The sequence below is a fragment of the Blautia sp. 1001283B150304_161114_C9 genome (genome assembly GCF_015668165.1).
GTDB classification, from domain to species: Bacteria; Bacillota; Clostridia; order Lachnospirales; family Lachnospiraceae; genus Blautia_A; species Blautia_A wexlerae.
This window is the reverse complement of record NZ_JADPGO010000010.1, coordinates 87,610-113,112: the sequence shown is the minus strand read 5'-3', so window position 1 is coordinate 113,112 and position 25,503 is coordinate 87,610. Positions and strand designations below refer to the sequence as shown.

Genomic DNA, 25,503 nt, shown 5'->3' with positions numbered 1-25,503 from the left:
CGTTTTACTGTTTTTGGTTTTTTAAACCGTTCTTAAAAATGTAAAGAATTTTCGAGAATCGTATGTGTTTCACTGTTTAGTTATCAAGGTTGTCCGTCTTCGCCTCTCGGCTGACAGCTCATTTATTATATCACTTGCTTTTTGCTTTGTCAAGAACTTTTTTATTTTATTTTTTAAGTTCTTTTTTTCATCTGCATCAGCAACTCTGATATAATATCATGTCTTCAGTTTCCTGTCAACACTTTTTTTATATTTTTTTCAACTTTATTCAACCAAATCTCTGTTGTCTGTCAAAAAAAATCCGCCTCACTCAGAGGCGGATTTATCATATCATTATTTTCTTTTTGCGTCAAGTATTATTTTACATTTTTTTACATATTTTTTACACTATCTCCGATATCGCTATAATATCCTCATTTTTAACGCCCCAATATCAGAGTAAAGATTCAAAAATCGTTCGCATTTGCGCAGGAAGACATTTGGATCCGATACCTACGGTCCACAGATACCAAACCTTTTTAATAGAAGATACTCATAAATATCCTGATTAGGATATCTCTGTCATATATGAAACTCAGGATGCAATCTTTCTTAATGATCTGAAGGGCCGCCTCACCAACCTTTGTATTGCACACAATGGTGAGAGCCAGAAAGATAATCCATATTACTATAAGGAATTTAACTGCCCCCAGCAACGCTCCTGCTACCTTGTTCATGCCATGCAGCACAGGTAATCTCGTCACAAGATTCAGCATCCATGTGATACTCCTCACCATAATCGTCGACATCAGCAGAGAAATCAGGAAAGAAATTCCATTCACTGCCATTCTCGCCAGATATTGAGCAATATAATCCGAAAATGTAGTTACAGCCAAATACTGGTAACTGTCAGAATTATTATTCTGAACCAGTCCATTCCTCAGCAGTTCCGGGAGATTCATTTCATTTATAAATTCAGTCTGGCTTTCTCCACTGCCTGTCCATGTGCTGTATTCCTCTCCTACAAACTCCCGGCAGCTTTCCTGTACTTTTTCATAAATTGATGTATTTTCCCGAATAAACTCATTTACATAAGGATTTATAAACCACACGATCGCCATCGACAGAAAAACACATACAAGCGAAACCAGTTCTTTTATCAGTCCCCGCCTATAACCTCTGACACATGCAGCCGCCAGAAAAAGTATCGTAATGACTCCGGCCCACGTTAAAGCCATTTTCATCCTCCTAACTAAGTTTTATTATCTCTACACCGCTGTCCAATACCAGAAGATATCTGTTCATTCCGATTTTGAAGAAATCTTTGATCGTTCCATCCACACTGCCAAGATATTTCTGTACTCCCCTGCTGTTCATTACACACATCTGGGAACTGTTGTACATCAGAATATTTCCACCGCTTAATTTAATCGTCGTATATGGAATATTGAAGTTTTCTTTGAATTTCAATTTGCCATCTGTAGTATAAACTTCCATTGTATACTGTTTGTCTTTACTGTCATTCTTAAACACAAGACCAATCATATCATTATCATAAAAAGTACTGACAATTTCTTTATCTACTTTTACTGTTTTTACTTCCTTCGGAATCTGGCTTCCATGATAAATTGTAAATCCATTATCTTTAAGTGCTACAGACCGGTTATTATCAAGATACTGGATCTGCGGAACTACCACGCCTTCATACTTATATCCACTGACAATTCTGTCATCCTCGTTCTGTCCTACATCTCCAAAATTGTAAAATGCCACATAACTGGTCGTATCACTTCCATCTACGAACTGATAGGTTACCATCATGATCACTCCGTCTTCAGATACAGCAATATCAAGGGGATATCCCGGATCATCTATCTTCGTCTGATTTTCAGCAATCAGACTTCCATCTGTACCATAAAAATCAATCCATGTATCATCTCCACCATCCAGGATTGCCGCAACAAGACCGCTTTTGGATACTTTTGCTTTGACAATACTGTAGGAAGTAGTTACACTGCCTGTTTTTCCTGATTTATCATAAATCTCCAAAGTTGTTCCATCTTTATCCGCAATCACCGCATGAGTTCCGTTAACATCTGCCACAGGATTCTGCATCTGATAGGTTTCGCTCCAGAGTGTACTCATCTTATCAGAAACAAGGGAAACCCCGTCCGGACTGTATCGAAGGATATTTCCATCCATTTCAACATAATTTGTAGAAACAATATCCTCCTGCTCACTTGTCTGGACTACTTTATAAGTATGATAGCTTCTCTTCTCTATGTAAAATCCCACAGCCGTTACAGCAGCAGCTATCGCCACCACTGTAATAACTGTCTTTTTCACTACACTTCTTTTGTGGCGGGACAATCTGCGCTCATAATCATCTGCATATTCCTCTTCAGCTCTCTCCCGGGCTTTCGCTTTTCTGTTTCTCTCTGCCTGAAGCTTTTTCTTTTTATGTTTTTTTATTATTTTCTTAAATGTATTTGCCATTTTAGCCTTTACCTTATTTCTCACTTTCATTTTGTTGATTATCAGGTTTCAGTTTTTGCCATTTATTATAGCACAGTTTTCTAAGGTAATACAATTACTTGTCCCGGATAAATGATTTCGTCCGCTGACATCCCATTCAATTTGCAGATCTGACTTATGGCTTCGATACTTCCGTATCTGTCCATACTTATCTGAAAAAGAGTATCGCCGGGCTGAATCACATATGACTCATGGGCTTTTCCCGCTGCTTCGCTGTTTTCCTTCTGCACAGCTTCCCTGACACGTTTCTGTGCTTTACGTTCATCTGCTTCCTGCTGGTAGATTTGTTCGGTTTTATCTGCTTTTTCTGTCTTTACATCCGGAAGCTGTTCTGTTTTGTCCGATTTTTGTTCTGTATCTGTCTGCTCTGCTGATATTTTTTTCTCTGAAGTATTGTTTTTCTTTTCAGAATTTTCTTTTTCACTGGTGCTTTGATTATTCTCTTCATCATTCTCTTCATTATTCTTTTTATTCTTCCCTGCATCATTTTGTATAGTATCTGTCCGGTATTGTTTATGCTGCCTGACAGCTTCATTGTTCGAAGTCCCGACAACAGGAGACGGCGTTATCTCCTCAACGATCACCGAAGAAACCGTCGCGCTCTCCTTTTCGTTCTGTTTTACATTCTGGTAACTTCTGTAAAAATTAACACCCACTGTCAGTACTGCAATTGCCAGACATGCAGTTAATCCATATGAAAAAACAGAAGGAGCTGCCGGCTCCTTCCTGGTTTCCTTTTTATCTGCAATTATTTTGCGAAAATCTTTCACAGCCTGATCTTCATATTTTTCCTGAGGTTCCGGCTGAAGTTCTTCATTTTTGTCGATCATATACGTCTGCATACCGGGATTTTTTTCATAATAAAGATAATACCCTCCCAGACGCACCATTTCATTGTTTTCATAACGGAAAAAAGCATCTTCCCTTTCCTGAGGTTCCATAAGCATCAGGACTTTTTCTCCTCCAAAATGTTTCATGTGTACTTTTGACATCACTTCCGATACTTTCAGGAGAAGCTGAGGCTGTGAAAAGAACCATCCCACAATCTCCTGATCTTCGAAGTACTCCTTCTGGGCTTCCTGTATCTGCTTCCATTGATTTTCCGAAAAATCGATATGATCAGGTGCTGCCTCCATCTCCTCCGCTATAATAGCACCTTTGATAAACAGATAAGCTGTCTGAGAACGCCATTTAAGATTTCCTGTAAGAACTGCCACTCTGGTTTTTGCTTCTCCCAGAGAGTCTTCCGTTCTGGCAAGTCTTACCAGAAATGTGTACACATAGTCCTCCATATAAATCCTGTAATCTTCGGCTGCCAGGCCGATCTGGCGTATATTTCTGGGTAATCCAAACGGTTCCTCACCATTTTGTCCTTCCTGAGATTCGTCCTTATAGATTACTTCTATCATCTCTCATCACCCCTTCGGGTATCAGGATAACACAGATAAATTGCAGATTTTATCACATTGTAAGAGGAATTTACCAGAATTTGGCGACAGATTTTGCACAGTGCATATTTTTATCCCGGTAAGGATATGATGTTATCAGAAGCCTCTTCGAAGCTTGTTGTTATGAAGCAAAGGGACTATAGCAATTAAAAGATATAATCAATAATGTGCTCTCGAAATCTTTTTGTGCAGGTACAATAGAGACTCTGCGAGTACATAAATACGATCAGGGAGGTTTTATGGTATTTTATGTGGACTCACGGAAAAGCAGTTCTGCTGAGGAAATCGCTTTTCTTTTAAATAAATGTATTCTTCAATATCCCGGCAGATGGTCGGAACTGGTTTTTCTGTGTATCGGAAGTGACCGCGTGACAGGAGACTGTCTCGGTCCCTATATCGGACACCAGTTACTTGAACATCTGAATACGGACACTCATGGCGTTTATGTTTACGGTACCCTGAAAAGCCCCGTACATGCTTTAAATCTTTCCAGAATTTCCCGCCAGATCAAAATTCTGCATCCCGAAGGTCTGGTTATTGCAGTGGATGCCTCTCTTGGACAAAAAAAGCACCTGGGGTATGTGACCATCGCAGATGGTGCACTTTACCCAGGTGCTGCAGTTCAGAAAGAACTTCCTCCTGTTGGTGATATCCATATCACAGGGATTGTAAACATTGCAGGTGTACTGGAACAGCTAACCCTTCAGACTACCCGCCTGTCTACGGTAATCTCTCTGGCAGATACCATCACACAGGGAATCGTAAATTATACAAATTCTTTGATCTGTTTGTAGATGCCTTCTGCATCAAGACCATATTTCTCAAGAAGAGCTGTGGCAGGACCGGATTCTCCGAATACATCATTTACACCGATACGTTTTACAGGTACAGGTGCTTTCTCAGACAGGCATTCGCATACTGCTCCGCCAAGTCCGTCGATTACTGAATGCTCTTCTACAGTTACAACCTTGCCTGTTTCTTTGGCTGCTGCAACTACAAGTTCTTCATCCAGAGGCTTAATCGTATGGATATTGATTACTTTTGCATCTACGCCGTCTGCCGCAAGCTTCTCTGCAGCTTCAAGAGCAGGAGCTACGCAGAGACCGTTTGCAATGATCGTAAGGTCTTTTCCTTCACGAAGGACAATACCTTTGCCTAATTCAAATTTATAGTCCGGTCTGTCATTGATAACCGGAACTGCCAGACGTCCAAATCTCATATATACAGGACCAACATGCTCATAAGCTGCTTCTACCATAGCTTTTGCTTCAATATCATCAGAAGGGCAGGCAACAACCATTCCCGGAATTACTCTCATAAGAGCAAAATCCTCACAACACTGATGGGTAGCACCATCTTCACCTACAGAAATTCCGCCATGAGTAGCGCCAATTTTTACATTGATCTTCGGATATGCAATAGAGTTACGAACCTGCTCAAAAGCACGTCCTGCTGCAAACATTGCAAATGTGCTGGCAAATGGAACTTTTCCTGTAGTAGCCAGACCTGCGGCAATGCCCATCATATTACACTCAGCAATACCACAGTCAATATGACGCTCCGGAAATTCTTTTTTGAATACGCCAGTCTGAGTAGCTGCAGCAAGGTCAGCGTCCAGAACGACCAGGTTCTCATGTTTCTTACCTAATTCAACCAGCGCAGCACCGTAGCTTGCTCTTGTTGCGATCTTCTTTACTTCTGACATAATGCTTCACCTGCCTTTTCTAACTCTTCCATTGCCTGTGCATACTGCTCGTCATTCGGAGCTTTTCCATGCCATCCAACCTGATTTTCCATAAAGGAAACGCCTTTTCCTTTTACAGTTTTCATAATGATAGCTGTAGGCATTCCCTTAGTAGCTTTTGCTTCATCAAAAGCAGCTCTTAACTGATCCATATCATTTCCGTCTGCAACGTTAATCACATGGAAGTTAAATGCCTCAAATTTCTTATCAATCGGGTATGGAGAACATACTTCATCAACCTTACCGTCGATCTGAAGTCCATTATTATCCACGATCACTACAAGATTGTCCAGTTTTCTGAAGCCTGCAAACATAGCAGCTTCCCAAACCTGGCCTTCCTGAATTTCGCCGTCACCTAATAAGGTGTATACACGATAGCTTTCATTGCTTAATTTGGCAGAAAGCGCCATACCAACTGCTGCAGAGATTCCCTGTCCCAGAGAACCGCTGGACATATCAACACCCGGGATATGTTTCATATCCGGATGTCCCTGTAAATAGGAACCCAGATGACGAAGAGTCTTCAGATCTTCTTTTGGGAAAAAGCCTCTTTCTGCAAGTGCAGAGTAGTATCCCGGTGCTGTGTGGCCTTTGGAAAGTACGAAACGGTCACGATCAGCCTTCTTAGGATTCTTTGGATCAATATTCATTTCTTCAAAATATAAATAAGTGAATACATCTGCTGCAGACAGAGATCCGCCCGGATGTCCTGCTTTTGCAGAATGTAATGCAGTAACGATGTCTTTACGGACTTCGTTTGCAATTTTCTGAAGTTCTAATTTTTCCATTGTGGTAAATTCTCCTTATTCGCCGAATACTGCTTTATAATCTTTCTGGAATTTCTCAATACCTGCATCTGTCAGAGGATGTTTTGTCATCTGTACGATTACATTGTACGGAACAGTTGCAATGTCAGCACCTGCAAGTGCACAGTCTGTTACATGGATCGGATTTCTTACGCTTGCTGCGATGATTTCTGTCTCGATTCCTGCCACTTCAAAAATCTCAGCGATCTCGCGGATCAGATCAACACCTCTTGTAGAAATGTCATCCAGTCTTCCAAGAAACGGAGATACATAAGTAGCACCTGCTCTTGCAGCCAGAAGTGCCTGGTTAGCAGTGAAGATCAGAGTAACGTTTGTCTTGATTCCTTCTGCATGAAGAACCTTAACTGCTTTCAGACCTTCTACTGTCATAGGAATCTTAACAACCATATTCGGATGAATGGCTGCAATCTCACGTCCCTCTTTGATCATTCCTTCTGCATCTGTTGTAGTAGCTTTTACTTCACCGCTGATCGGTCCGTCTACGATAGATGTGATCTCTTTGATTACTTCCTTGAAATCTCTTCCTTCTTTTGCGATAAGAGACGGATTTGTGGTAACACCACAGATTACACCCATATCATTAGCTGCCTTAATATCTTCTACTTTTGCTGTGTCAATAAAAAATTTCATGTTCTTAACCCTCCTGATTTTTGCTTGTCATAATCGTTCATTGATCTGATGGTTTCATTATAACAGACTTTACATTCAGGTCAAGCGTGGCAAAAGATTATTAATAATTTCTTTATTAATAATCGCATGTCTTATTAATTCTTTATTTTTCAGTCAAAGCATATATTCGTTGTTATCAACATGCAATATACAATATGTTTTATAACCATTTCTTTTCGTAACTGTTCGCTGTCTTTGCTGTTGCAGGAAACCTCCGTCAGAAATCATTTCTGATATCGGATTTCAGCCGCACATCCTGAAATTTTGGTACGTTTCCAGAAAATGCCTGCCGGGTAGATATTCGCAATCTGCCTCACCACACAGCTCTATACCAAATAACTGTTCTGCAGTTTCGATAAATTATTATTAATAGTTTTCATTCGACGTATTTAATTATTTTTTTTGGTTCTGACATACCCCGTAGTGCGTCTCGCTATCAGCTTGGGGGTATATTCAATATTATAGAGACTGGCAGGAGCAGAATCTGTGAGAAAACGGTCCTGCTCATCGATTTTGCGCAGTATAATATCACAGGCATCTCTGCCTTTAAGGGCTACGAAATGATCGATCGTAGTAAGAGAGATCTTCCGTATTCCCGAATAAAAGATATTATCGCACCCAATCACCGATACATCCTTGGGTACATGAATCCTTGCTTCATGGAGAGCATCCAGCGCACCAATAGCCATCATATCATTCTGGCCTGCAATAGCTGTAAATTCCCTGCCTTCATCCAGAAGCTCCATAGTAAGCTCATAACCCATCGAATATTCCGAATCCATCCGTGGGATCTGCATATCGATAGCTTCATCCGCAGCCTTAATGATCACATGATCCTTCAGGCCTTCTTTCTCAAACTCTTTCACAAAACCATTTACACGTTTCGTTCTCTGCCATTGTCTCCTTGTCAGGGGCGGAGTGATAAACGCTACATCTCTGTGCCCCAGATCAAGCAGATGTCTTGCCATCATCCTTCCCACAACTGTATTATCCTGATTAATGGCATCTATAGTTGTAGTTTTCTCTTTATTACTGATGATAACCAGTGGGATTGTCTGCGCCAGTTCCTCTACCTGCTGCTGAAAATCCGGATTTGGATTACAGCAGTAGATAATGCCAAGCGGCTCTATTGTACCCATCATACGCAGATACTTCTCCTCCAGACGGGGATCTCTCTGTGTATTACAGATAAAGACACCATATCCCTGTTTGTTCGCCACTGCCTCAATTCCCTGCAGAAGCAATACATAATACGGGCTTGTAAGCGTAGGGCAAAAAACAACGATCAGCTTCTCTTTCCGGCTTTCTTTTCTGTTCTTTCGTCCGGGAAGATGATAGCCTAATTCTCTGGCTGCCTGCTCTACCTTCTCCACTGTTTCTCTGGAAAAAGAAACATTATATTTCTTATTCAGGACCATGGAAACAGTTGCCTGGGAGACTCCTGCCCTCTTTGCCACGTCAGAAGAAGTTGCTTTCTTTTTAGACAAAGTGATGCCTCCTTTTCCGATGATCTTTTGTCAGAACAGTAACCTTAAAGCTCCACACGCCCCTCAAGAGCACGTAAAAGAGTCACTTCGTCAATATATTCCAGATCTCCTCCTACTGGAACTCCGCTTGCGATCCTGCTGACTTTGATCCCGGTAGGTTTGATCAGCTTACTGATATACATTGCCGTTGTTTCCCCCTCCAGACTGGAGTTGGTAGCAATGATCACTTCCTTTACCTCATCCTTTGCCAGACGCTGCATGAGTTCTTTCAGTTTGATATCATCCGGCCCGATTCCAAGCATTGGAGAGATTGCACCATGAAGAACATGATAAACGCCATCAAACTTGCCTGTTTTTTCATAAGCTGCAAGATCTCTTGTATTCTCTACCACCATGATCACTGAATGATCACGCTTATCATTGCTGCAGATGGGACAGATTTCTCTGTCTGTCAGAGTACAGCAGCACTTGCAATACTGTACATTCTCTCTGGCACCGGTAATGGAAGAGGTAAGCTGCTCTACCTGATCCTTTGGCATATTCATGATGTGAAATGCCAGTCTCTGTGCTGATTTCGCACCGATTCCCGGAAGATGGGAAAGCTGCTCGATCAGCTTATTGATATGACTGCTGTAGTATTCCATCAGAATGGAAGACCTCCGCCAAGTCCGCCCAGACCACCTGTCAGTTTAGACATAACAGCTGTAGATTCTTCTTCCACTTTGCGAAGTGCTTCGTTTGTAGCTGCAACGATGAGATCTTCCAGCATTTCGATGTCATCCGGATCTACAACTTCCTCCTGAAGCTTTACTTTTGTCACCTCTCTCTTACCGGAGATAGTTACCTCTACAGCTCCGCCTCCTGCAGTAGCCGTAAATTCTTTCTCTTCCAGAGCTTTCTGGTTCTCTTCCATCTGGCGCTGCATTTTCTGCGCCTGTTTCATAAGATTATTCATATTTCCCGGCATACCCATTCCCGGGAATCCTCCACGTTTTGCCATTTGTGGTATCCTCCTTGCTATTTATTGCCTTATTGTTTACTGCCTTTTCCTGTCCGGAGAATATTTAGTTATTGTTCACTCCGTTCACAGTAACGTAGCCAAAATTCATTCCAGATTGCCTGCGGCAATGGAATTTTGGCTTGTATGTCTCGGGATTTTGGCATATTCATGCCAAAACACCTCGCGGGATAGTGGTGTGTGAACAGTAACAATATTTATTCTCCTTTTTCCTCATCAGGATCTTCCTCTATCACAACATCCATGTGGATATTATTCTTTATCGCCTGGTCCACTGTGATATTTGCCAGATTTGTATGCTGACGCTTATCTGCCACCAGCATCTGGATCTCTACTGTTTTTCCTGTCTGGGCAGTGATGATGTCCTGAAGCTCTTTCTTCGCTTCCGGATTGTCCACATAGGACTGCCCCAGAAAATCCTGAAATTCCACATAAAGAACAGGTTCTCCTGTCTCACTGTTATACTTCGGAACAGATTTCTGAAGCATCTGTTTAAACATCCCTGTTGTCTGTCCTGTGATCACTCTCCAGCCTGCCACGATCTTCTGCAAATCTTCCGGTGCCGCCTTCGCTGGTGCTTTGTTTCCCGCCGGCTCCTGAACTGCCCCGGTTTCTGCCGGCATTTTCCCTGAACCCTGCTGCACGATCACCTGCTGTACCGGACGTTCATCCATCCGCTGTTCCAGCACACGCAGTCTGTCCAGAACAGAGTCCAGATTAGTCTCCATTGCAGGACGGCACAACTTGATCAGTGCAATCTCCACAAGGACCCTTTTCTGGGTTGCATATCGAATCTGGTTGGACAAATCCGAAAAAATACGGATATACCGCATCAGCGTCTCCACATCCAGCATGGTGCTCTCTTCTTTCAGAAGCTTCATGTTGTCGGATGAGACATCGATCGCTTCCTCCGGATTCTCAGAAGTCTTAACAAGAAGAAGATTTCTCATATACCAGGTAAAATCTCCCACAAACTGGCTCAATTCCCTGCCTCCTACGATCAGTTCCTCCAGGATATGAATGGAACCTGTCACATCTCCCCGGATCACTTTTCGCAAAAGCTTGCTAAACACTTCGGTGTCAACGGCTCCCAGAACCTCCAGAACTTTATCATAGGTAAGTTCCTGTCCAAGATAAAAAGCAATACACTGGTCGAGAAGGCTGAGCGCATCTCGCATGGAACCATCTCCCGCTTTCGCTACATATCGGACTGCCTTTTCCTCAGCTTCTACACCTTCAACTTTGAGCAGTTCATCCAGTCTGGCCGCGATAGTGTCTATGGTGATCCTGTGGAAATCATATCTCTGGCATCTGGATAAAATCGTAATCGGAATCTTGTGCGCCTCTGTAGTTGCCAGGATAAACATAACATAAGACGGTGGTTCCTCCAGTGTTTTCAGCAGGGCATTGAAGGCACCTGTGGAAAGCATATGAACCTCATCAATAATATATACTTTATATTTACCTTCTGTAGGGCGGTAAGAAACCTCTTCTCTGATCTCACGTATATTATCCACACCATTGTTGGATGCAGCATCGATCTCGATCACATTCATTGCAGTTCCTGCCTGGATCGCCTTGCACATGGCACATTCATTACAGGGGCTGCCATTTACGGGATGCTCACAGTTGACTGCCTTCGCCAGAATTTTGGCTACTGTTGTTTTACCGGTTCCTCTGGTGCCGCAGAACAGATACGCATGGCCGATACGATTATGCTTAATCTGATTTGTCAGAGTAGTCACTATGTGATCCTGACCTTTGACATCCGCGAAATTATCCGGTCTGAACTTTCTGTAAAGAGCAGTGTAACTCATGAGTAAACTCCTATCGTAACTATTCAGCACCCCCACTGTCAGCAGCGCACCAAATAGTTATCTCTATCTTATTATCACAGCCGCCGCGGAAAAAATTCCCGCGGCGGTCTTTTTTACATCCATATCTTATATGAAAAAGTATCTGTCAGTCAAGTACTGTTTCACTTAATCAGTCACCAAAGCTGATACCAATCTGTTTGGCAGCAACTACAAGCTGATCTTTCGGTGATACCATCTTAAGCTTACCTGCACACTCTTCAAGAGGTACACGTTTAATTTTGCCGTTTACCACGCCGATCATGATGCCATATTCACCATCCATGATCGCCTGCGCTGCACCTGCACCGATTCTTGTGGAAAGAACGCGGTCATACGGACATGGTTCTCCGCCTCTCTGTGTATGTCCCGGAACTGTAACGCGGACTTCGCTTCCGATCTCTTTGTAGATCTGGTCAGCAATCTCATAGGAAACGGACGGATATTTCTTTGCTCGGGCTTCCAGTTTCTCTTTGTATTTCTTTTTAGGAAGTTCTGCGTCTTCTTTGGAAATCGCACCTTCTGCAACTGCAAGGATTGTGAAACGCTTGCCTGCTTTGGCACGTTTCTGGACCGCTGCGGTAACTTTTTTGATATCATATGGGATCTCAGGAATCAGGATGATATCCGCACCGCCTGCAACACCTGCATGAAGTGTCAGACTTCCTACCTTGTGTCCCATGATCTCTACGATAAATACACGTCCATGTGAGGATGCTGTCGTATGGATACAGTCAATGGCATTTGTGGCAATGTTTACCGCACTCTGGAAACCAAAGGTCATGTCTGTGCCATAGATGTCATTATCAATAGTCTTTGGAAGATGGATAATGTTCAGTCCTTCTTCTCTCAGAAGGTTTGCTGTCTTCTGTGTACCATTTCCGCCAAGGATCACAAGGCAGTCCAGGCAGAGTTTATAATAAGTCTGCTTCATTGCTTCAACCTTGTCCAGGCCATTCTCATCCGGGACACGCATCAGTTTGAATGGCTGTCTGGATGTTCCGAGGATTGTGCCGCCCTGTGTAAGGATTCCGGAAAAATCTTTGGATGTGAGCATACGGTATTTACCATAGATCAGTCCTTTATATCCATCATCAAATCCATAAACTTCCAGTTCATCCAAATTGTTGCTCAGTCCCTTTACTACTCCTCGCATGGTAGCGTTAAGTGCCTGACAATCACCGCCACTGGTAAGCATACCTATTCTTTTAATCATGATAGTATCCTCCATTTCTGTGTTTTAAGAATTATCCATATCCATACATACAAGACATGTTGTGTACTCTGGCATATCCATTTCCAGAATAAAGATAGTTTATTTCTGTTTATTATATAATATTTATCGTTTTCATACAATAGTGTTAGAAAAGTTTTAGTTACTATTCACGCACTACGTTCGTTACTGTTCACTCCGTTCCCAGTAATAAGTTTTACTATAATGATTCACTATTGACAAAACAGCCTCCTGCCTATATAATCAGAAATGCGCAGCCGGGGAGATAGCGGTGCCCTGTACCTGCAATCCGCTACAGCAGGGGTGATGCCAATCCGAGGCTTGTATCCTGTGGAGCTGCCCTCTATAAGTGGCGTTGACGTTTGGGTCTTACGCAACAGGAATCTGTGAACCGTGTCAGGACAGGAATGTAGCAGCACTAAGCAGAAGCTCTTGTGTGCCGTAAGGGTGCCTGGGCTGAGTTAACTGTAGAGGTAACGTCTGTGGGACCATTCCGAAGTGCGGCGCGCAAAAAAGAATATTCATGATGCAGGTCATCATATAAAAAAGCATTCAGAATTTTATCTGTTGATAATTTTCTGAATGCTTTTCTTATTTTTGTGGTTTACAAAAGTCCACATATTAACAGAAGCAGGAAAGAGCCTTATACAATTTCCATCAGATAAAGAATAATTAATCCTCTACTGCCTGTACCTGACTTTTGTTCTTATATTTCTTCATCACATGAAAATAATAAGGAATCAGTGGGATCAGTGCGGCGATCCATGCGGTCGGGTCAGCCATACAGACACCGGCAAAGGAAGTATGTCCCGCAACCAATACGACAATTCCTGTTCTCGCCACCAGTTCAAATACCCCGCCAAGCATTGGTACAAGTCCATATCCCATTCCCTGCAGAGTATTTCGATAGAGGAAAATACTTCCGAGAAACGGATATGCCCAGAATACTGTCCGGAAATAAGTAACAGACACATTTACTACGTCCTGTTCCGATGGATCTACGAAAAGATATGTCAGATATTTTCCGAAGAAAAACATCAGGAACATAACAAAAACGCTCCATCCCAGAACCATCATCTGCGTGTAACGGACTCCCTGTTTCACACGATCCATTTTTCCTGCGCCCCTGTTCTGACCTACATAGGTTGCTATGGTTGCACCGAAGGCTGTAAATACTGTGGCAAAAATATTCTGGATCTTACCGGCAGCAGAGAATCCGGCCATATGTACAGGTCCGTAAATATTGACCGCGCTCTGTACAATAATGGTTCCGATTGCTGTAATCGAAAACTGCAGTCCCATAGGAATTCCAAGCTTCAGAAGTCTGCCGAAACTGTCCCAGCATATCTCAAAATCCTTCCGTTCCAGATGAAGGATCGGAAATCTTTTTACAATATAAATCAGGCAGCACACTGCCGAAATTCCCTGTGCGATCACTGTGGCATATCCGCATCCTTCTACACCCATTCCAAAGACTACAATAAAAACTACATCCAGAATAACATTGATCACAGCCGAAATGATCAGGAAATACAATGGCGACTTGGAGTCACCCAGCGCACGCAGGAAAGCCGCAAGTGCATTATATGCACCTGTGATAATAAGACCTGCATAAATAATTCCCATATATGCAGTTACATCACCAAATACCTCTTCCGGCGAATTCATCAGATGCAGGATTGGTTTGTTCGCAAGACTGAAACCTATTGTCATGACAATGGAAAATGCAGCCATAAGGTAAATGGACATGGCAACATAATGGCGCATCCTGTCAAACTTTTTCGCTCCGAACATCTGGGCTACGATAATCGCAAATCCACTGCTGAGTCCATTCAGCCAGCCAGTCACAAAAAACATCAGTGAACCGGTGCTTCCGATAGCTGCAAGGGCATTTACTCCGATAAATTTTCCGGCAACAATGGAATCTGCAATATTATAAAACTGCTGAAAAAGATTTCCCAGGCACATTGGGATCATAAATTTTATTATCAGGCTCACCGGGCTGCCGACGGTCATGTCGTTTGTTGTATCTTTTTTCATTCTTTTTATTCGCCTCTTTTTATTTCTACCTGTAACATTACTTCTGTTATTTTTATTACTCTTATTGCCTTTAAGATTCTTCCTGTTTTTGTCTGTCTTTTACTTTTATTATTCCGGTTCTCCCTCCGGATTTTCCTGTGCAGCTTTAAGGGCTGCCTTTTCCTGCTTCTTTTTCTCACGAAGTTTTCTGAAAAACTCAGATAACATAGAAGAACATTCCTCTTCCAGAACTCCCTGTGTAATCTTTACCTGATGATTAAATCCATCCACCTGTAAAAGATTCATCACAGAACCTGCGCAGCCCGCTTTGGCATTCATACAACCAATCACTACTTCATCTATTCTGGACTGGACAAGTGCCCCGGAACACATCTGACATGGTTCCAGCGTCACATACATAGTGCATCCCTCCAGTCTCCAGTCACCAAGTTTTTTACTGGCTTTGCGGATTGCATTCAGTTCTGCATGGGAGAGTGTATTTTTATCTGTGTTTCTTCTGTTATATCCACGTGCGATGATCTTACCCTCATGCACGATCACACAGCCGATTGGCACTTCTTCCAGAGCTTCTGCCTTCTTCGCCTGGCGGATAGCTTCTTTCATAAAACGTTCCTGATCTGTCAACTTTTCTTTTCCTTTCTGCTGTTGCATCACTACCAGAATAGCAAAAAGAAAGCCTGAAAACCAATTGGTTTCAGACTTCCTATGCGTAGTCGAAGCGACGGGATTCGAACCCACGACCTCTGCGTCCCGAACGCAGCGCTCTACCAAACTGAGCCACGCTTCGTCAATGCAAGTGCTATTATATTAATAAAATTGCAGTTTGTCAATAGATTTTTTCAAATTTTTTTAATTTTTTCGAATATTTTCTTCTGATGGTCATATACATTATTGAATCTGGTTTTACGGAGGAAGGATTTTGGCTGGATATCGGCGTTTTATCGCATATGTATATGACTATGAAAGCGGAAAGAAAGGCAGCAATTGCGGATTTATTAAAGTTGAAGTAAAAGATCAGCAATGTTCTGTTGAGATTCATCTGCATTGTCCGGGGCTGCCTGAAAATGTAAAATGCAATATTTATGGATTTACACGAAAGGATGGCCTGATCAACGGAATTCTTCTGGATACCTGCGAGACAGAAAAAGAAACTGTAGAATGCCTGATCATAACAGATGCAACAGATATGAATGACTCCGGCGTTGCAATGGGTAAGTTGGGCGGAATGATCATTACTTCAGATACTGGCGGATTCTTTGGTACTGAATGGGACGATCAGCCTATACGTCCGGAGAATTTCCATGAAATAAAAACTATGCCTGACGCAGATATTCCTGAATCTGCGAAAATCACTTCACAGAAACCCGAAGTTCCGGCAGATATGGTATTACAGGAAATGCCCGAAGAACTTGAAGATATTTCAGAAAAACCCGAAGATACCTCGCTTACAAAAGTTCCTGACGATTCTTTATCAATTGAACCGTCTGCCAACATTCCGGCTCAGGGAACATCTGATAACAAGCCAGGAACAGAGTCATCCTATATCTCAGATAATACTGTTGAAGATTCCAATAGTTCTGAAAATGCCGGCAATCCTGTCCCGGAAAGAAATGCAGAAAACAGAAAAACCTCTGCCGAATTTTCCCCCTTCTCCGATGGCGAACTGATTTCTGCATGGAAGATACACCTTGATGACCTGAAGCATTTTCCGCGGCATTACTGTGCACTGCGCAATAACCGTTTTCTCCAGTATGGGCATTATAATTTCGGATATTTGCTTTTAGGACAAAGAAATAACGGACAGTATATCCTCGGCGTTCCCGGCGTTTATAATCAGCAGGAACGCTTTATGGCAAATATGTTTGGCTTTCCTTACTTCAAAGAAAGCAGCTATATAGAGATTCCAAAAATGCGCGGCGGTTACTGGTATCGTTTAATCGATGCCCCGGATTCCCACAGATAAAATCGTCTTTTGAAGAATCTTCTGAAAATTCTGAAGTTCTTCAAAAGTATAGCTTCCATATCCAGGCCTGAGGACTCCATCTGAGTCCTTATAAGCCTGCAGATAATATTCTTTCGCTCCTGCCAGCCACACGGCGATTTCTTCAAAATCCTTCTGCGTATGCAGTTCCCGTACTACTGTTGTTCTGAATTCATAGTCCAGATTCCCATGCAGCAGAAAATCTGCTGTCTCAAAAATACTGTCCATATCAGGCTTTTCTATTCCGGTCAGATTTCCATAGTTATCCGGACAGGCTTTGATATCCATAGCTACTTTATCGATCAGTCCGGCTTCTGCCAGATGTTTTACAATCTTCGGACGTGAGCCATTGGTGTCCAGTTTAACAGCATAGCCCAGCTCTTTGATTTTTCCCAGAAATTCCTCCAGACCATCTGACAGTGTAGGTTCCCCTCCTGAAATGCAGACCCCGTCCAGAATTCCCTTTCTTTTTTTCAAAAAAGTCAAAAGTTCCTCCTGACTGTAATCCGGCTGTTCTCCGGGAGCCACAACCAATATACCATTCTGACAGAACGGACAGCGGAAATTGCATCCACCCAGAAATATAGTACTGGCTACCTTTCCCGGATAGTCCAGCAATGTCGTTTTATTAAAGCCACAGATTCTCATTGTTTATCTCCATTCCAATTATATTTTACCGTATATAAATCTGATATATCATTTTATCATCAGGCATCTGAATCCTCAAGTTAAACCACCTATGTTATAGCAATCCGGGCAAAAATCCGAAAAAAAGAACCCTGTTTTACCAGAGTTCTTAATCACATTATTGTTTTGTTATCAGTTCAACTGATAAACCTCAGCAGACTGAAGTCCGAAGCTTAATGCTTCTGAATGGCTGTCACAATAAATATCAACATGTCCATAAGGTGTTCCCAGATCCTCTACTGTGTATACATTTCCGTTGATCAGAAGCTGTGTTCCAAAGGGTACTCCCGCCATAGCTACAGTACGTCCTGCTGTCGGAACTGTTCCGCTGGCTGTCAGGTTACCTGCTGTACCGCAGCACTGTGCACAGTTGCAATATGCAGTCAGTGTAAAGTTGCCAAGGTATTTTCCCTGACCGGAAGAACTGTCTGAGGATGCCTGGCTGTCAGATGTATCTTCTGATTCATTGCTGTCAGAGTCTCCCTCATAGAAATCTGCATCGTTCTCTTCGTATGTATCTTCATCATCAGAATCCCCTGAATCTTCAGAAGTATCCTCAGATCCTTCAGTCTCCGAAGAATCCTGACTGTCCGAAGAGTCTTCCTCATAGGAATCTGTATCTTCTTCATAATCATCAGAACTCTCTTCTGCATCCTGTTCCTGTGCCGCTGCTGCCTCTGCTTCGGCCTGTGCCTGCGCTGCCTCTCTGGCTGCATTTTCCTCTTCTGCCTGCTGCACAAGCTGAGCAATGCTGTTATCTGCATTGTTGATTTCTGCAGTCAGTGCTGCTGCTTCTTCCTGGCTTGCGCTGATCTGGCTTACATAGGAAGAGATGTTATCACTTGTGCTTGCTGCAAGATTCTGAACCTCCTGCTGTTTGGCCGCTCTCTCTTCAAGAAGCTGATCAATAGCAGCTTTCTCTTCCTCAGCAGTTGTTTCCTGATCTTTGATAGTGTTCTGAAGGTTCTCGCATTTCTCCAGCATAGTCCTGTCATACTGGGAAATCTTCGCAACACTCTCTGCATTGTTGAGGAACTCAGAAAGATCCTTAGATGACAGCAAAGTCTCTAATGCAGATGTACCGCCATTCTCATACATATACTGGATGCGGAGTTTCATATCATCATATTGTTTATTTAATGCCTTCTTGGCTTTCTTTAATTCTGTGTGAAGCTGTTTCAGCTCATTCTCTTTCTCTCCGGCCTGTATGCTGAGTTCAGAAATTGCATTAGTCAGGTCTTCATACTGTGTATTCAAATCAGACAGATAGTTCTCCAGCTCCTGCTTCTTGCTCTGAAGGCTGTCAATATTCGCCTGTGTCTGGGCAAGTCCGGCTTCTGCCTGCTGTTTCTGAGCCTGCATATCAGCGATCGCATCTTCTGTTGCATATGCAGTTGTTCCCATGGAAAAAGTAAGCATTCCGGCCAGCAGTAATGAAAAAACTTTTTTCTTCATAAATTAATCACCTTTCTCGTTAATCTGAAACCCAGTATATCATATTTCGTAAAAAAATCAACACTTTTTATTAATTTATGTAATAATTATGTAACATTTTATCTTCACTAATGCTCAGCAAAAACAGGCACTGCCCCTTTTTCAGAGACAGTGCCTGTGCTTCTTCTTATTTGTTTACAGTTCTTTATTCACCGGTTATTCCGCTTCTGCAGCTTCTTCCGGTTCCGCATCCATAACTTCCTGGAACTTGTCCAGAATGATCGTCTGGATCCTGTCACGTGTTGCAGAATTGATCGGATGTGCAATATCACGATATTCTCCGTCTGTTGCCTTACGGCTTGGCATAGCGATAAATAACCCTTTTTCTCCTTCAATCACCTTGATATCATGTACTACAAATTCATCATCGATTGTTATAGAAACAACCGCTTTCATCTTTCCTTCTTTTGCTACCTTCCTCACACGCACGTCAGTAATATTCATGATACAAATTTACTCCTTTCGATTTACCGAATCTATCCGGCTGTTTTATTTACAGTATATATCTGTCATTTTTCTCCACGACGATCTTCACTTCACCGTCGCCGCAGTAATACGAATTTGCACGAATAGTATCCCGGCTTTCAACAATGCAGTTCTCAATATGAGTATTATCTCCCAGATATACATTGTTTAAAATCACAGAGTTCTTGATTACGCAGTTATTTCCTACAAATACGTCTTTAAAAAGAACGGAATTCTCCACCGTACCATTGATAATACATCCGCTGGCAACCAGGCTGTTCTTCACCTGCGCTCCCAGATTGTATTTTGCAGGAGGCAGATCATCAATCTTTGTCTTAATTGTCGGTTCCTGTTTGAAGAAATAGTTTCTGATCTCCGGTTTCAGGAAATCCATATTTGTCTTATAATATGCTTCCGCTGTGGAGATATTGCTCCAGTATGTGTCAATCTTATATCCATAGATTCTCTTAAGATTCTTGTAGCGGATCAGAATATCCTTTACAAAATCATGTCTGCCTTCCAGTGCAGCTCTCTCGATCAGTTCGATCAGCTGTCTTCTTCGGATAACATAGATACCTGTTGAAATTGTATTATAAGAAGAAACCATTGGCTTCTCTTCAAATTCCTCAATCCTGCAGTCCTCATTCATACGGAGAACGCCAAATCTCTCAATCTCACTGGGATCATCGCAGGTAGTGCATACTACCGTAACATCTGCACGTTTCGCAATATGATATTCAAGAACCTTGTTGTAATCCATCTTGTAAACACAGTCGCCGGATGCGATCACTACATATGGTTCATGACTGCTTTTAAGGAATTCCAGATTCTGATAAATAGCATCTGCTGTTCCCTGATACCACAGACTGTTCTCTTTTGTGATCGTAGGTGTAAATACAAAGAGACCACCCTGTTTTCTTCCGAAATCCCACCATTTGGAAGAGCTTAAATGTTCATTCAGAGAACGGGCATTGTACTGTGTCAGAACAGCAACTCTCTGAATATGAGAACTCGCCATGTTGCTCAGTGCGAAGTCGATACTTCTGTAGCTTCCGGCGATCGGCATTGCTGCGATTGCCCTCTTATTTGATAATTCTCTCATGCGGTTATTATTACCGCCAGCCAAAATAATACCTATCGCTCTCATTATTCGTCACCGTCCTTTGCTGTAATTACCTGTCCGCCGGCCAGCTCACCATCAGGATAATCCTCAGGAACAGTTATACCTGAGATTGCTGTATTCTTTCCGATTCTTACATTATCCGGGATCACGCTGCGTTCACCAACCGTAGCAATTCCAAATGCATAAACTGCAGGTTTCAGCACATTCGGTGCTTCCTCACCACATCCCAGTACAACATTGTTTCCAATAGTAACATCCTCGGCAATAATAGCTTTATCCATCTGTACGCCCTCACCAATGGTAGAATTGCGCATGATAATGGAATCACGGATCACGCTGCCTTTTCCGATCACAACATTTGGTCCGATCACAGAATTATGTATTTCCCCGTAAATTTCTGCACCCTCACCGATCAGACATCTGTCTGTAACCGCATCTGCCGAAATATACTGAGGCGGGATAATATCTCCCTTTGTGTAAATCTTCCAGAATTCTTCATAGAGATTAAATTCCGGAATAATATCGATCAGTTCCATATTGGCCTCCCAATAAGAACCCAGTGTTCCTACATCCTTCCAGTATCCATTGTATTCGTAGGCGAAAAGTCTTTCACCTTTCTCCTTGCAGTATGGAAGAACATGTTTGCCAAAATCACAGCTGTTCTGATCCTTCAGAGACATCAGTGCTTCCTTTAAAGCAGGCCAGCTGAAAATATAAATTCCCATGGACGCCAGATTGCTGCTTGGATGCTCCGGTTTCTCCTCAAACTCCGTAATGCGTCCTATGTCATCTGTTACCATGATACCAAAACGGCTTGCTTCCTCAATAGGTACCGGCATACAGGCAATCGTCACATCCGCTTTATTCGCTTTATGGAAATCAAGCATTACTTCATAATCCATCTTATAGATATGGTCACCGGATAAGATCAGGACATAATCCGGATTATACTGTTCCATGTAATCCATATTCTGGAAGATTGCATTGGCTGTTCCTGTGTACCACTCACTGCTGGTACTCTTCTCGTAAGGCGGCAGTACTGTTACACCACCTTCGTTTCTGTCAAGATCCCATGGAATACCAATTCCGATATGTGTATTAAGTCGCAATGGCTGATACTGTGTCAATACACCTACTGTATCGATGCCTGAATTAATACAGTTACTTAAAGGAAAATCTATGATACGATATTTCCCGCCAAAAGCAACTGCAGGTTTCGCTACTTTTTCTGTCAGTACACCCAGTCTGCTGCCCTGACCGCCGGCCAGAAGCATAGCTATCATTTCTTTCTTAATCATGCAATCACCTCTTGTTGTAGTTATGGTAACTATTCGTCAGTCTGCTGTTTCGCGAGGCACTGAACAGTTACAGGTTATGATTATTTAATTATAACACACTTTTATCTGTTAGTGAACATTATTTACAATTTTTGTTTTTCATTTTTTGTTTTTTTATGATTTTTGCACACGTTTTTTATTGAGTCTGTATTTCCACCGATATATTATTAGGCATTTTTTATATATCCAATGTCGTTTTTTGTGATTTTTTATCAACCCAAAGAAGTCCTTTTCATTTTAAGGCACAGGGAGTATAATAAACAGACAGATAAAACAGTTCCAGTAACTATGCGAATATGTTACAGTTACCGGATTTATAAAGATTTGTAAATAATTAATCAAGGAGAACATACTATGTATCAGATAGATTTTCACAAACCACTTCATATACATTTTATCGGTATCGGCGGCATCAGCATGAGCGGACTGGCCGAGATTCTTCTCGGCGAGGATTTTGTCATTTCCGGTTCCGATTCCAAATCCAGTCCTCTTACCCAGGCACTGGAGAAAAAGGGAGCCACCATCTATTACGGACAGCGTGCCACAAACATTACCGATGACGTAGATGTTGTGGTATATACCGCAGCTATCCATCCTGACAACCCGGAATTTGCCTGTGCAAAGGAAAAAGGACTTCCAATGCTCACACGTGCAGAGCTTCTCGGACAGATCATGAGGAATTATGATACTCCTGTTGCCATTTCCGGAACTCATGGAAAAACAACCACAACATCTATGGTATCTCACATTCTTCTTGCAGGAGACTGTGACCCGACCATCAGTGTGGGAGGTATTCTTCCTGCTATCGGCGGAAACATCCGCGTAGGCAATTCTGAGACTTTTGTCACAGAAGCCTGCGAATACACAAACAGCTTTCTGAGCTTTTTCCCGAAGATCAGTATTATCCTGAATATGGATGCAGACCATCTGGATTTCTTTAAGGATATTGACGATATCCGTCATTCCTTCCGCCGCTTTGCAGAGCTTCTTCCTGCTGACGGTACACTGATCATCAATGCAGATACTCCGAAATATGAAGATATCATCCGGAATCTTCCATGTAATGTGATCACTTATGGTCTGGAACATGATGCAGATTATCAGGCAGCAGATATCACTTATGACAAATATGGACATGCTTCCTTCTCCGTTCTGCGCAATGGCGTTAAGGTTGGCAGCTATTATCTGAAAGTGCCGGGCATCCACAATGTTTCCAATGCACTGGCAGCAATTGCCCTCGGTCATCTTCTTGGTCTTTCCGAAGAAGTGATCATCAAGGGACTTGGAAGTTTCACAGGAACAGACCGCCGTTTCCAGTATAAAGGAGAAGTTGCAGGGGTTACGATCGTAGACGATTATGCACATCATCCTACAGAAATTGAAGCAACTCTTCATGCCGCACACAATTATCCCCATAAGAAATTATGGTGTGTATTCCAGCCACATACATATACCCGTACCAAAGCTCTGCTTCCGGAGTTTGCCAAAGCACTCAGCCTGGCAGATCATGTGGTAGTTGCGGATATTTATGCAGCAAGAGAAACCGATACTCTGGGAATTTCTTCTGAAGATCTGCAGAAGCGTATTCAGGAACTGGGAACTCCCTGCGAGTATTTCCCTACCTTTGATGAGATTGAGAATTATCTGCTCTCCAACTGCCAGGAGGGTGATCTGCTCATCACCATGGGAGCCGGAGATGTTGTAAATATCGGGGAGCATCTGCTGGGTAAATAATGTTTCTGCCTGACATGAATATCAGCAATTTATACAGGACAATTCGGAAAATAATTTTTCAGAATTGTCCTGTTTTTTACAACCGCCCAACTTATAGCACTTATAGCAATAGAAGATACTGAACACTTGTGTCTCTGTCGACAATTTCCATTAAAAAGTTATAAACATTTTATCCCCCTCAGTTCTTCCTTTATTTATAACAGTTCAGATCACTTATCCACATTTTCCACATCGTTATACACATTTTCATCTGCCTGCATATGTGGATGTATATGTGCATAAATCACTTAACATAATTCGACATTATTCGTCCCCGTAATACTCCGTTTTTCCCTGAAATTCAACATTTTTCAGGTTTCCAATAATATATACCATATTTCACCTTTCCACATTATCCACATTATCCACATTCAAATGTGGATGAAATCTTCGACAAAAATCCCCTATTCTCTTTTAAAAAATGTTGTGCTATAATTCATAGATATCAAGTCAGAGGAAAAATATCTTTTTTTACTCTGACATCTTATTATTATGATATCAGGGTCAAAAAGTCGTTCGTGCTTGCACGATAAGACTTTTGAACTTGGGACCCGCCAAACATGAGAAAGTAGCGATTTACGCAGTAAATCAGCGGATTTCGAATGTTTGAGAATTGTGGGAGCTGCTTTGCAGCGGAGCAATTCGTGGATATCAGGTTAGGGGCAAAATACCTTTTGACCCTAACATCTTATTATTATGAAAGAGAGTGGAAATTCATGGCTATGATCACTTTACAGAATTCCCGCAATGCGGAAGTAACTGTATTAACCAACAATTTCATAGACAACTATATGCCTGGGGCCAATGGAGAATTTGTGAAAGTATATATCTATCTTCTGAGGCTTCTTTCTGACACCTCTGTACCCTTCAGTCTGGAGCAGATGGCTGATCATTTCTTCTGTACAGAACGTGACATTATCCGCGCTCTGAAATACTGGGAGAAAGAAAAACTCCTTACTTTAACCTACAGAAATAACGAAGATATAGCAGATATCATATTGAATGTACCACCTGTAAAATCTGCTGCTTCCGACACAACTGTTTCGGCAGCCCCTGTTACAAAAACAGAACCCCAGACTTCTTCTGCGCCGGCACAGCCTGTGAAGCAGACCACCAGATTAGCCACTGCACTGTCTCCTGACCGTGTAAAAGAATTAAAGCAAAATGATGAGATCGTACAGCTCCTCTATATCGCAGAACAGTATCTCGGCAAAACGCTCACTCCTACCGAGATGAAAAAGATCCTGTTTTTCTATGATGAGCTGAAATTCTCGCCTGATCTGATCGAGTACCTGATCGAATACAGTGTCAGCCGCGGGCATAAGAGTATGCGTTACATAGAAACCGTTGCTCTTGCCTGGGCAGATGAGGGAATCACCACTGTCACCATGGCAAAAGAGGCAAATTCCCGTTATGCCAAAGAATACTTTACTATTTTTAAATCAATGGGAATCAGCGGACGAAATCCGGTAGATACAGAGATTTCTCTTATGAACACCTGGCTGAATGATTATGGTTTTACCATGGATATCATCCAGGAAGCCTGCAGCCGTACAGTTCTCTCTACCGGACAGCCAAGTTTCCAGTATGCAGATAAAATCCTTTCCGGATGGAAAGATAAAAATGTCCGTACACTTGCAGATGTCCGGCTCCTCGATGCTCAGCATCAGCGACAGAAGCTGGAAAAGAATACCCAGCGAAAAGCAGCTTCCAAACCGGCTGCATCAAACCGGTTTAACAATTTCCATCAGCGACAGTACGACTTTAACGAATATGAAAAGAAATTGCTGAATCAGTAACGACAGTGAC

General features: G+C 42.3%; 22 protein-coding genes, 1 tRNA gene and 1 other RNA gene. 5 read left to right on the top strand and 19 right to left on the bottom strand.

The genetic code is table 11. The annotated features are described in order from the left end of the window. Positions 1-518: 518 nt before the first annotated feature. The 3 genes from I4V44_RS07430 to I4V44_RS07420 all read right to left on the bottom strand — a co-directional run bounded on the left by I4V44_RS07430 (position 519) and on the right by I4V44_RS07420 (position 3,923). Positions 519-1,217, bottom strand: coding sequence for a CvpA family protein (locus I4V44_RS07430; protein ID WP_020993249.1), 699 nt, complete (start codon positions 1,215-1,217; stop codon positions 519-521). Between the two features lie 10 nt (positions 1,218-1,227). Beyond that, positions 1,228-2,475, bottom strand: coding sequence for a DUF5711 family protein (locus I4V44_RS07425; protein WP_062807063.1), 1,248 nt, complete (start codon positions 2,473-2,475; stop codon positions 1,228-1,230). Positions 2,476-2,555: 80 nt separating this feature from the next. Beyond that, on the bottom strand, positions 2,556-3,923 hold the full coding sequence (locus I4V44_RS07420) for a LysM peptidoglycan-binding domain-containing protein (RefSeq protein WP_022380099.1): 1,368 nt from the start codon (positions 3,921-3,923) through the stop codon (positions 2,556-2,558). A 278-nt stretch (positions 3,924-4,201) separates the two neighbouring features. On the opposite strand from I4V44_RS07420, the gene yyaC reads away from it, so the two are divergent. Further along, complete coding sequence (yyaC, locus tag I4V44_RS07415; protein ID WP_196002541.1) at positions 4,202-4,756, top strand: spore protease YyaC; 555 nt, start codon at positions 4,202-4,204, stop codon at positions 4,754-4,756. On the opposite strand, the gene I4V44_RS07410 is transcribed toward yyaC, so the two are convergent. The 8 genes from I4V44_RS07410 to I4V44_RS07375 all read right to left on the bottom strand — a co-directional run bounded on the left by I4V44_RS07410 (position 4,729) and on the right by I4V44_RS07375 (position 12,776). Next, positions 4,729-5,667 (bottom strand): transketolase family protein, encoded by a 939-nt coding sequence (locus tag I4V44_RS07410; protein ID WP_196002540.1) that lies wholly within the window; start codon positions 5,665-5,667, stop codon positions 4,729-4,731. The genes yyaC and I4V44_RS07410 overlap by 28 nt on opposite strands. Further along, on the bottom strand, positions 5,655-6,494 hold the full coding sequence (locus I4V44_RS07405) for a transketolase (RefSeq protein ID WP_196002539.1): 840 nt from the start codon (positions 6,492-6,494) through the stop codon (positions 5,655-5,657). The genes I4V44_RS07410 and I4V44_RS07405 overlap by 13 nt, the downstream gene beginning before the upstream one ends. Before the next feature lie 15 nt (positions 6,495-6,509). Continuing rightward, complete coding sequence (fsa, locus tag I4V44_RS07400; protein WP_008706917.1) at positions 6,510-7,163, bottom strand: fructose-6-phosphate aldolase; 654 nt, start codon at positions 7,161-7,163, stop codon at positions 6,510-6,512. Positions 7,164-7,591: 428 nt separating this feature from the next. After that, complete coding sequence (locus I4V44_RS07395; protein WP_062807065.1) at positions 7,592-8,689, bottom strand: LacI family DNA-binding transcriptional regulator; 1,098 nt, start codon at positions 8,687-8,689, stop codon at positions 7,592-7,594. Positions 8,690-8,733: 44 nt separating this feature from the next. Continuing rightward, positions 8,734-9,333, bottom strand: coding sequence for a recombination mediator RecR (gene recR, locus I4V44_RS07390; RefSeq protein ID WP_008706922.1), 600 nt, complete (start codon positions 9,331-9,333; stop codon positions 8,734-8,736). Further along, positions 9,333-9,689 (bottom strand): YbaB/EbfC family nucleoid-associated protein, encoded by a 357-nt coding sequence (locus I4V44_RS07385; RefSeq protein WP_008706923.1) that lies wholly within the window; start codon positions 9,687-9,689, stop codon positions 9,333-9,335. Before I4V44_RS07385 ends, recR begins: the two co-directional genes overlap by 1 nt. Before the next feature lie 215 nt (positions 9,690-9,904). Then, the gene (dnaX, locus tag I4V44_RS07380; RefSeq protein ID WP_025578599.1) at positions 9,905-11,524 is read right to left on the bottom strand and encodes a DNA polymerase III subunit gamma/tau; all 1,620 of its coding nucleotides are present in this window, start codon (positions 11,522-11,524) and stop codon (positions 9,905-9,907) included. Positions 11,525-11,693: 169 nt separating this feature from the next. Then, on the bottom strand, positions 11,694-12,776 hold the full coding sequence (locus I4V44_RS07375) for a 6-phosphofructokinase (protein ID WP_196002538.1): 1,083 nt from the start codon (positions 12,774-12,776) through the stop codon (positions 11,694-11,696). A 267-nt stretch (positions 12,777-13,043) separates the two neighbouring features. On the opposite strand from I4V44_RS07375, the gene ffs reads away from it, so the two are divergent. Continuing rightward, positions 13,044-13,305: signal recognition particle sRNA large type (gene ffs / locus I4V44_RS07370), an RNA gene on the top strand. Positions 13,306-13,466: 161 nt separating this feature from the next. On the opposite strand, the gene I4V44_RS07365 is transcribed toward ffs, so the two are convergent. From I4V44_RS07365 to I4V44_RS07355, 3 genes are all read right to left on the bottom strand, one after another. After that, the gene (locus I4V44_RS07365; protein WP_196002537.1) at positions 13,467-14,834 is read right to left on the bottom strand and encodes an MATE family efflux transporter; all 1,368 of its coding nucleotides are present in this window, start codon (positions 14,832-14,834) and stop codon (positions 13,467-13,469) included. Positions 14,835-14,942: 108 nt separating this feature from the next. Continuing rightward, positions 14,943-15,458: a tRNA adenosine(34) deaminase TadA gene (tadA, locus tag I4V44_RS07360; RefSeq protein WP_025578592.1), complete on the bottom strand. Its 516-nt coding sequence runs from the start codon at positions 15,456-15,458 to the stop codon at positions 14,943-14,945. Positions 15,459-15,547: 89 nt separating this feature from the next. After that, positions 15,548-15,621: transfer RNA gene (locus I4V44_RS07355), tRNA-Pro, on the bottom strand. A gap of 132 nt (positions 15,622-15,753) precedes the next feature. On the opposite strand from I4V44_RS07355, the gene I4V44_RS07350 reads away from it, so the two are divergent. Next, positions 15,754-16,797, top strand: a complete 1,044-nt coding sequence (locus I4V44_RS07350) for a DUF6128 domain-containing protein (RefSeq protein ID WP_196002536.1) — start codon at positions 15,754-15,756, stop codon at positions 16,795-16,797. Here I4V44_RS07350 and I4V44_RS07345 read toward each other — a convergent pair. From I4V44_RS07345 to I4V44_RS07325, 5 genes are all read right to left on the bottom strand, one after another. Then, positions 16,768-17,463 carry an anaerobic ribonucleoside-triphosphate reductase activating protein gene (locus I4V44_RS07345; protein WP_062807068.1) on the bottom strand — a complete coding sequence of 232 codons (696 nt, stop codon included), beginning with the start codon at positions 17,461-17,463 and terminating at the stop codon, positions 16,768-16,770. The genes I4V44_RS07350 and I4V44_RS07345 overlap by 30 nt on opposite strands. A 171-nt stretch (positions 17,464-17,634) precedes the next feature. Then, entirely contained in the window at positions 17,635-18,957 is a 1,323-nt protein-coding gene (locus I4V44_RS07340) for a PcsB-like coiled-coil domain-containing protein (protein WP_196002535.1), read from the bottom strand. 195 nt (positions 18,958-19,152) lie between these two features. Then, on the bottom strand, positions 19,153-19,440 hold the full coding sequence (spoVG, locus tag I4V44_RS07335; RefSeq protein WP_055053372.1) for a septation regulator SpoVG: 288 nt from the start codon (positions 19,438-19,440) through the stop codon (positions 19,153-19,155). A 49-nt stretch (positions 19,441-19,489) separates the two neighbouring features. Further along, a complete protein-coding gene (gene glgD, locus I4V44_RS07330) occupies positions 19,490-20,608 on the bottom strand; it encodes a glucose-1-phosphate adenylyltransferase subunit GlgD (protein ID WP_196002534.1) in 1,119 nt (372 codons plus the stop codon). Further along, a complete protein-coding gene (locus tag I4V44_RS07325) occupies positions 20,608-21,882 on the bottom strand; it encodes a glucose-1-phosphate adenylyltransferase (RefSeq protein WP_008706943.1) in 1,275 nt (424 codons plus the stop codon). Before I4V44_RS07325 ends, glgD begins: the two co-directional genes overlap by 1 nt. A 393-nt stretch (positions 21,883-22,275) precedes the next feature. On the opposite strand from I4V44_RS07325, the gene murC reads away from it, so the two are divergent. Continuing rightward, positions 22,276-23,655, top strand: a complete 1,380-nt coding sequence (gene murC / locus I4V44_RS07320; RefSeq protein WP_118341760.1) for a UDP-N-acetylmuramate--L-alanine ligase — start codon at positions 22,276-22,278, stop codon at positions 23,653-23,655. A gap of 755 nt (positions 23,656-24,410) precedes the next feature. Further along, the gene (locus I4V44_RS07315) at positions 24,411-25,493 is read left to right on the top strand and encodes a DnaD domain protein (protein WP_196002533.1); all 1,083 of its coding nucleotides are present in this window, start codon (positions 24,411-24,413) and stop codon (positions 25,491-25,493) included. Positions 25,494-25,503 lie beyond the last annotated feature (10 nt).